Here is an 8094-nt window from a genome sequence, read left to right as displayed (position 1 = left end):
CTCGAGCTTGAACGCCCTGTAGCAATCGAGTTCGACAACAGGATGTCTGTTGACGAGATCGACAGCTTTATCGCAGCGCTCAAGTCGGACGGCAAGGTCAAGCTTGTTAACGCATCAGACCTTACCGGCCTCCAGCTGACCGTCAAGGGGGGACTTGCAGCATGACCGACGCGCCTCCGAACAACCAGCTCACGCAGACGCTTTTCCAAAAATGCCAGCAGCGTGTGAACAATGCGGGAAGGATTCACGTCAGCAAAAAAGCGTGGACGGTGAGGACCCTTACGATAGTCTCGACCATTGCGCTCATAGTATACACAATACACCTCGGAGTCACCATGCAGGACCCGTTCGTGGTAGCAGGCATAATAATTCCCGCACATTCTCTTGCTTACCTCATAATAGGGTGGCTACTGTTCAAGTCGCCTGCAACAGGCACACCTGGAAACGATCTGGTCTCGGTCATTGTTCCGGTATACAACCAGAAGGGCATGATAGAAACCGTCATCGACGCCATCTATCGCTCGACCTACCCGAACATAGAGGTCATCGCAGTCAACGACGGGAGCAAGGACGGCACGAAAGAGATCTTGGAAAGACTGGCAAAGAAGTATTCTACGTTAAAGGTGATCCACAAAAAGAACGAGGGCAAGCGCAAAGCCGTGGCAGGGGCATTTTACAATTCACGGGGCAAATACCTGGTGCTTATCGATTCTGACAGCGTGGTTGACGAGCACGCCGTCACCGAAGTCATGAAGGCCTTCAAAGCCGATTCAAAAATAGGAGGCGTGGTGGGTTTTGCCAAGGTGTGGAACGCAAACAAGAACATACTTACAAAATGCCAGGACGTATGGTATGATTACTCGTTCAACATCCGCAAGTGCGCCGAGAGCTATTTTGGGTCGGTGATGTGCATTTCCGGCTGCCTCGCGGCTTACCGACGCGAAGCCATAGCGAACTATATCCCGTACTGGATAAATGCCAAGCTCAAGGACAGCGAAGACCGGGAACTGACCACGTATGTCATTGCACCGCCAAAGGCCAAGCCGCTGATGACTCCTGGCACAAAAAAGATGATGCTGTGGATGTCAAGGTACGACGATGCAGAGGATCGCAGTCTTACGGGTCAGGCACTTATTGATTGGAAGGCAGTCTATGTCCCTTCTGCAATAGTCTACACAGACGTGCCAGAAAAAGTAAAGGTGTTTCTGAGACAGCAAAAGCGCTGGAAGAAGGGCACCCTCAGGGTAAACTTTTTTGTCAGCGGCTTTTTCTGGAGGAGAAACCCCATAATGTCGATACTTCTATTTTACGTGGAATTCATGCTGATGTTCACAAACCCTCTGATCCTTTTGATAGCGTTCGCCTATGAGCCGCTGGTGCTGAACAATTACTGGGTACCTGTGATATTCCTGCTGGGCTCATTATTGACGAGCATCGGACATGGAGCGGACTATAAGTTCCGCGATCCCACCTCAAAGACGTGGTACTACAAGCCACTGATGAACCTGATAACGGCGTTCGTCATTTCCTGGATAATTTTCCCTGCGATCTTGAGCTTGCGCAAAAACGAGTGGGGGACTCGCTGATGCAAGTCACCCAGCCCGTCAAGTGCAGCCAATGCGACATCCTGCTTGAAGGCCGGGGGCAGTTCATGGGGCACATGATCCATGGTCACGAGATGCCGATTGGGGAGACGGAGGAAGCATGGAAGTCGGCGTGCGCCGGTATGAAATGCGCGCTCGGCTGACTTCCATGGTACCTGAATGGCAAGCCTGATGGCAAAAAGCCGTAACCGGCAGAAAAATGATGCACCTTTCCGCATATCGTCTTGGATTGCAGCGTACAAACGCCCGCCGCACCCGGCGTGCGCCGGCGCCGCTATAAAAGAACGATTATTTTGCCACTTTCCACTGGAAACGCGCGCGTTAGCAAGGTCGCGGGGCAACATACATTAAACAGGCGTGCGCTCTTTTTTGCATGAGCGCCCAAAAGGCAGCCGACTATGAATCGCTCCTAAAGCGGCTTCAGGACAAGCTGGGGACAGACGCGAGGAAGGTGACTTCCCGGCTCGAGATCCCGCAGCCCCAGATCATCTGGGTCGGCAAGAACACGATATTTCGCAACTTTATGGAATTCCCAAAGGCCCTCAGGCGCGACCCGGAAAAGATACTGCTTTACCTGAACAAAGAGCTGGCATCAGCTGGCTATATCCAGGGCGACCGCGTCCATTTCCTTGGCCGCAAGACCCCGTCGTCGTTTTCGGCGCTCATTGACAGGTACGTCAAGGACTATGTCCAGTGCCCGGTCTGCGGAAGCCCGGATACCCGCACAGAGAAGAACAAAAAGCTCGGCTTTTTGATATGCGAGGCGTGCGGCGCCAGGTCGTCCATCAAGGGCAACTACGCTTAGGCCCTTCCTGACGACAAAAAGTCGCGCTCGTGAAGGTTCTTTATCCAAGCGCTCACTATTGACGCGTCGCCTTCATACTGCTTGCGCACCAGCGCGTTCATCTCCTGGAATTCCGCGACTTTTTTCTTTATCCCGTGGTTCCTTCCTGCGACATGCTGCGAGACTTCGATCTGCTCGACGCTGGTGTCGCATATGTTGCACCGCAGGATTGCGCCGCTCACGATGGAGAAAAGGTGTTGCGAGTTATTTGCTGCATTATCGAGCAGGCTTGCCACATTCGTCAGCTATTTTTGATCCGTGGCAGGCTCGCGCAGCGGGTCAAGCACGTATTTCAGCTCAGGATCGCTTGACAGCTTGTCCAAAAAGCTGCGGACAATCTGCCTCGTGGTGCGCTCGGCCGTGCCCTCGCCCCTGTGCTGCACGTTCACGACATAGTCATACACAAATGGGCTGATGTAAAGCGAGCACACGTCAGCTATCCAGCTGAACAGCGTATCGGTGGTCTGGTCCTCTATCATGCTCTGGCGTTTTTCCTCAAACGCCTTGCCTATGACGCGCACGTTGTAGAGGTACATCTTTTTTCCCGTGCCCTTTTCCACGCCCGTGAAAAGCACAGAGTTGCGCTCGTCGTATACGAGGCCAAACGAGACGTTGCGGGGCATCTTTACGTGCTTGCTCTTTTGCGCGTGGTCAAACAGCTCGTCCATCAGCGCCTTGAGGAGCGCGTAAAAACGCTCGGCGGCCTTTTGCTTCTCCTCTTTGTCCTCTTTCTTCAGTATCCCCACCGCCTCAGTGCATGGCGCCGGCGGATTAAAATGTTGGGCAGAACACATTAGCTGAGACTGCGGCAGATCTTGCAAAATATATGAGATGCACCTTCTCAATCGATAAAATTTCCATAAAACTGCCTCGATCGCTACTATCATGTCAACCTATTTCACTTTTCAATCGGCAAAAATTGACTATTGGTTCTAAGTACCAACGAGGAACTATCTCATCATGACAGCCATAATGTCGCTTCACCACGAAGCAACCACCAACAGCAACTTTACGACCGGCCAGAGCTGGGGCGCACTGAGGAAGGCATGGAAGGGATACAGGATCGCAAAGGTACAGGGCGATGCCGCAAGAATGCGCGAATACGCAGGCAAGATCCGCAAGATCCAGGGCGAACTGGGCGTAAGTGTTGCATCCTTCCCGCACCTAGGAATCAACTAGGCGCGGTTCTTCCTTTTTTCTATCTTATTATTATCCGTAAATCGAACTGCCTGACAGCTGCTGTTTCAGTTTTGCCTCGATGGCCCCTTTTGGCATCGCGCCTACAATGATGTCAACTGCCTTGCCGGCCTTGAATATCATCATTGTGGGTATGCTCTGCACGCCAAACGTGCCGGCGACCCGCGGGTTCTCGTCGACGTTCAGCTTGCCAAACACTACCCTGCCCGCATATTCTTTGGCCAATTGATCGATGACCGGCGCGACCATCCTGCACGGGCCGCACCAGGGCGCCCAAAAGTCGACCAGGATAATGGGGTATTTCGCAGTCTCGCCAGCAAAGTTGGCGTCGGTGAGGTGCACCGGCTGCGTGATGGATGCAATGGCCGCCTTGTCGGCTGCCATTTTCTGGAGCTCTGCCATCTTTCTCTGCCTTATCGCCTCAAGCTCGCTGTCGTCAGACACGGCAACTGGTTGGAAAAAGAGCGCTATTATTCCTTTGCCGGCGATATCTAATTATTTCCGCGCAGTGGATATTCCAGCATTGGCGCAAGACGACGAGGCGGGCATTGAGGCAGAAGAGGACACCGAGGCATTGAGGACAGAGCTGAGAGAGGCCAAGGAGGCTGCCGAGGCCAACCTCAACAAGCTGAAATACCTCATGGCCGACTTTGACAATTACCGCAAGCAGATGGAAAGGCAGGTCGCCTCAAGGGTCGAGTCGGGCAAGGCTGAGCTCTTGCTAAAGTTCCTCAACATCCGGGACGACTACCAGCGTGCGCTGGAGATGGCGCAAAAGGACGCCAGCAGCCCGATAGTGGCCGAGGGCCTGGGCGGCATACTGCGCAACATAGACTCTCTGCTTGCATCTGAAGGCGTGATGGCCATAGAGGCGGCGGGGACGCCCTTTGACCCAAACGTGCACGACGCAATCGCGTTTGCGCCCAGAGACGACGTCGATGAGAACATGGTGACCACCGAGATAAGGCGCGGCTACATGCTCAACGGCAGGGTGCTGCGGGCCAGCATGGTCGAAGTCGCCCGGAAGATAGTTAAAAATAGAGATACTGCCAATACCGGTTGACCAGAGGAGAAAACAATGGGAAAAATTATCGGCATAGACCTTGGAACGAGCAATTCTGCGGCTGCATCCATGATAGGCGGCAAGCCGACCATAATCCAGGCGGCAGAGGGCACGTCGGTAGGCGGCAAGGCCTTCCCGTCAGTCGTGGCGTTTACCAAAGAGGGGCAGCTCATCGTGGGCGAGCCGGCGCGCAGGCAGATGATCTCAAACCCTGAGGGGACGGTCATCGCGGCAAAGCGCAAGATGGGCACTGACTTCAAGTTCCGCGTATTTGGCAAGGAATACACGCCCCAGCAGGTATCGTCATTCATACTTCAAAAGATAAAGAGGGACGCCGAGGCGTTCCTTGGCGAGGCTGTCGACCGCGCCGTCATCACCGTCCCTGCGTATTTCAACGACAACCAGCGCCAGGCGACCAAGGACGCAGGCGAGATTGCGGGCCTGCAGGTCGTCAGGATAATTAACGAGCCCACGGCCGCGTCGCTTGCGTACGGCCTCGACAAGGCCAACAAGGACCTGAAGATCATGGTCTTTGACCTGGGCGGGGGGACGCTTGACGTCACGATAATGGAGATGGGCGGGGGCGTGTTCCAGGTCAAGAGCACGTCCGGCGACACGCAGCTTGGCGGCACCGACATGGACAACACACTCGTCGAGTTTGTCGTGCAAGAGTTCCGCAAGCAGTCCGGCATCGACATCCACAACGACAAGGCCGCCATGATGAGGATAAGGGAGGCGGCAGAGAAAGCCAAGATAGAGCTCTCTAACATGGTGACGACAGAGATCAACCTGCCCTTCCTTGCATACGACCAGCAGGCGGGACCCAAGAACCTGATAATCCAGCTGACGAGGGCAAAACTTGAGGAGCTCATGAGGCCCATAGTGGACCGCTGCCGGCAGCCGATGCTGCAGGCGCTGCAGGACGCCAAGCTGACGCCGCAGGAAGTCGACAAGATAATCCTCATCGGCGGGCCGACCAGGATGCCTATGGTGAGGGAATTTGTAAACTCTGTCATGGGCAAGGAGCCAGAGAGGGGCATCGACCCGATGGAGGCAGTCGCGATGGGCGCGGCCGTGCAGGGCGCAATCATCGCCGGCGACGTCTCTACCGACATTTTGCTGGTGGACGTGACGCCGCTGACGCTCGGCGTCGAGGTGATGGGCGGCCTCAGGGAGCCGCTGATTGAGCGAAACACGACCATCCCGACCAAAAAGGGCAAGGTGTTCACGACAGCCGCAGACTACCAGACTGCCGTCACGATACACGTCGTGCAGGGAGAGCGCCCGATGGCGTCTGACTGCGTTTCGCTTGGCATGTTCAACCTCTCCGGCATCCCGCCGGCGCCAAGGGGCGTGCCGCAGATTGAGGTGACGTTTGACATCGACGCAAACGGCATCCTCAACGTCGCGGCCAAGGACCTTGCCACCCAAAAGGAAGCCAAGATAACCATCACCGCCAACAACAAGCTTTCAAAGGACGAGATAGAGAAGCTGAAAAAGGACTCGGAGGGCTTTGCCGAGGCCGACCGGAAGAAAAAGGAAGAGGCAGAGATAAGGAACGAGGCGGACAACCTCGTCTACGCGGCAGACAAGCTTGTCAAACAGGACCTCAAGGACAAGATAAGGCCCGAGCAGGCCGACAGAGTCAACAAGGCGACGCAGGAGCTCCGGGAAGCAATGGCGAGCAACAACAACACGGAAACGGTCAAGTCCAAGGTCCAGGAGCTGAAAAACGTCCTTGGGGAGGTGAGCGCCGAGGCATACAGGAACGCAGGCGCCCAGGCGCAGCCGGGGCCTACGCCGGAAGAGCAGCAGGCGTCGTCGGCAGCAGGCCCCAACCCGCAACCATGACATCGTGAACTGGAATGAGCAAAAAGGACTATTACGAAGTTCTTGGCGTGCAAAAGGGTGCCGGCAAGGACGACATAAAGAGCGCATACCGCAAGCTGGCGCTGCAGTACCACCCTGACCGCAACAAGGACCAGGGCGCCGACGAGAGGTTCAAGGAAATTTCAGAAGCGTACGCGGTACTGTCAGACGACGACAAGCGCAAGCGCTACGACACGTACGGCCACGTCGGCGCCGAAGAGGTGTTCCGCGGATCGGAGGCCAACTTTGAAGAGGTGTTCCGCGACATGGGCGGCTTTCGCGACATCTTTGAGCAGTTTTTCGGCCGCGGCGGAGGGTTTGGCGCCGACGTCTTTGGCTTTGGAGGAGGGAGGCGCAGGGGCAGGGACCTCGTTTACGACATGGAGCTGACGCTTGAAGACGTGCTCAGGGGCAAGAAGGAAGAAGTTGAACTGCCGCGCCTTGACCGGTGCGGCCAGTGCAACGGCTCCGGGGCGGCCGCAGGCACCAAGGCGCGCAAGTGCACAGTCTGCAACGGCCGGGGCCAGACCCAGCGCGTCTACAACCAGGGCGGCTTTTTCTCCTCCGTTTCCGTGGAGCCGTGCAGGACGTGCCAGGGCCGCGGCCAGATAATCGAGAGGCCATGCGCGGCCTGCAGGGGGTCTGGCAAGGTGCAAACGAAAAAGAAGCTTGAAATCAAGGTGCCGCCCGGCGTCGAGGACGGCATGGCGATGCAGATGAGGGGCGAGGGCGAGACGCCCGAGTTTGGCGCTCCCGGCGACCTTGTCGTGCGCATACACGTCAAGCCAAGCCAGCAGTTTGAAAGGCTGGAGGACGGGCACCTGCTGTACAACCACGACGTCCGGTTTACGGACCTTGCGCTAGGCACCGAGCTGCGCATCCCGACCCTTGAAGGGGCGGAGAAACTAAAGATACAGCAGGGCGCGCAGCCGGACGCCCTTTTACGCATCAAGGGCAAGGGGCTGCCGCGCTACGGCTCGTCAGGCAGAGGCGACTTGCTGGTAAAACTGCACGTCAAGGTGCCGTCGAAACTGACCGACAGGCAAAAGTCGCTCTTGAAAGAGCTAGACCGGGAGCTGGAGGACGCGTAAAGGCTTTATAGAAATTTTGCATATCTCCTCCCATGTCGTCACCATTTGATGAGTGGTTTGGAAAGAGGAGACGCTCGTGGTTTCCAGACGTAGACGAGATGATGCGAGAGATGGAAAAGATGATGCAGGACGCCTTCAAGAACATGGAGCAGCAGATGCCCAAGAACCTCGTCAAGGAGCGCAAGCTGGACGACGGAACCACTGTCAGGGAGATGGGCCCCATCGTCTATGGATATTCGGTAAAGATAGGACCGGACGGCAAGCCCGAGATACGCAAGTTTGGCAACATCGACGCCTTCCCCAACGTTCTTGGCGGCGGGCTGGCAGTCAAGGAAGAGCGCGAGCCCTTAGTCGACGTGATAAAGGGCTCTGACGAAGTGCGCGTCGTGGTAGAGCTGCCAGGCGTCAGCAAGGAAGACCTGCACC

The 8094-nt window shown here is 56.2% G+C and carries 11 protein-coding genes; 8 read left to right on the top strand and 3 right to left on the bottom strand.

Annotation, left to right across the window (positions count from 1 at the left end):
- The first annotated feature begins 161 nt into the window (after window positions 1-161).
- The 3 genes from ACREAY_RS07845 (at window position 162) to ACREAY_RS07835 (ending at window position 2409) form a co-directional block, all read left to right on the top strand.
- Window positions 162-1586, top strand: coding sequence for a glycosyltransferase family 2 protein (locus ACREAY_RS07845; protein WP_431755217.1), 1425 nt, complete (start codon window positions 162-164; stop codon window positions 1584-1586).
- Window positions 1586-1747 (top strand): hypothetical protein, encoded by a 162-nt coding sequence (locus ACREAY_RS07840; RefSeq protein ID WP_431755216.1) that lies wholly within the window; start codon window positions 1586-1588, stop codon window positions 1745-1747. Before ACREAY_RS07845 ends, ACREAY_RS07840 begins: the two co-directional genes overlap by 1 nt.
- 230 nt (window positions 1748-1977) lie before the next feature.
- Window positions 1978-2409: a translation initiation factor IF-2 subunit beta gene (locus ACREAY_RS07835; protein ID WP_431755215.1), complete on the top strand. Its 432-nt coding sequence runs from the start codon at window positions 1978-1980 to the stop codon at window positions 2407-2409.
- On the opposite strand, the gene ACREAY_RS07830 is transcribed toward ACREAY_RS07835, so the two are convergent.
- Window positions 2406-2684, bottom strand: a complete 279-nt coding sequence (locus tag ACREAY_RS07830) for a hypothetical protein (RefSeq protein WP_431755214.1) — start codon at window positions 2682-2684, stop codon at window positions 2406-2408. The two genes, ACREAY_RS07835 and ACREAY_RS07830, sit on opposite strands and share 4 nt — an antisense overlap.
- A 9-nt stretch (window positions 2685-2693) precedes the next feature.
- A complete protein-coding gene (locus tag ACREAY_RS07825; protein WP_431755213.1) occupies window positions 2694-3194 on the bottom strand; it encodes a hypothetical protein in 501 nt (166 codons plus the stop codon).
- Between the two features lie 214 nt (window positions 3195-3408).
- Between ACREAY_RS07825 and ACREAY_RS07820 the strand changes: the two genes are divergently transcribed.
- Window positions 3409-3627 (top strand): hypothetical protein, encoded by a 219-nt coding sequence (locus ACREAY_RS07820; RefSeq protein WP_431755212.1) that lies wholly within the window; start codon window positions 3409-3411, stop codon window positions 3625-3627.
- Window positions 3628-3657: 30 nt separating this feature from the next.
- Here ACREAY_RS07820 and trxA read toward each other — a convergent pair whose 3' ends face one another.
- Entirely contained in the window at window positions 3658-4089 is a 432-nt protein-coding gene (gene trxA, locus ACREAY_RS07815) for a thioredoxin (protein ID WP_431755211.1), read from the bottom strand.
- A gap of 79 nt (window positions 4090-4168) precedes the next feature.
- Here trxA and ACREAY_RS07810 point away from each other — a divergent pair, with 79 nt between their 5' ends.
- From ACREAY_RS07810 to ACREAY_RS07795, 4 genes are all read left to right on the top strand, one after another.
- Window positions 4169-4708 (top strand): nucleotide exchange factor GrpE, encoded by a 540-nt coding sequence (locus tag ACREAY_RS07810; protein ID WP_431755210.1) that lies wholly within the window; start codon window positions 4169-4171, stop codon window positions 4706-4708.
- 15 nt (window positions 4709-4723) lie between these two features.
- A complete protein-coding gene (gene dnaK / locus ACREAY_RS07805) occupies window positions 4724-6559 on the top strand; it encodes a molecular chaperone DnaK (protein WP_431755209.1) in 1836 nt (611 codons plus the stop codon).
- 14 nt (window positions 6560-6573) lie between these two features.
- Complete coding sequence (gene dnaJ / locus ACREAY_RS07800) at window positions 6574-7668, top strand: molecular chaperone DnaJ (RefSeq protein WP_431755208.1); 1095 nt, start codon at window positions 6574-6576, stop codon at window positions 7666-7668.
- Window positions 7669-7700: 32 nt separating this feature from the next.
- Window positions 7701-8094: archaeal heat shock protein Hsp20 (locus ACREAY_RS07795; RefSeq protein ID WP_431755207.1), on the top strand; the 394-nt coding region annotated here is incomplete at its 3' end.

It is taken from the genome of Nitrososphaera sp., assembly GCF_050748925.1.
GTDB lineage: Archaea > Thermoproteota > Nitrososphaeria > Nitrososphaerales > Nitrososphaeraceae > Nitrososphaera.
This window is presented reverse-complemented; position numbering and strand designations above follow the sequence as displayed.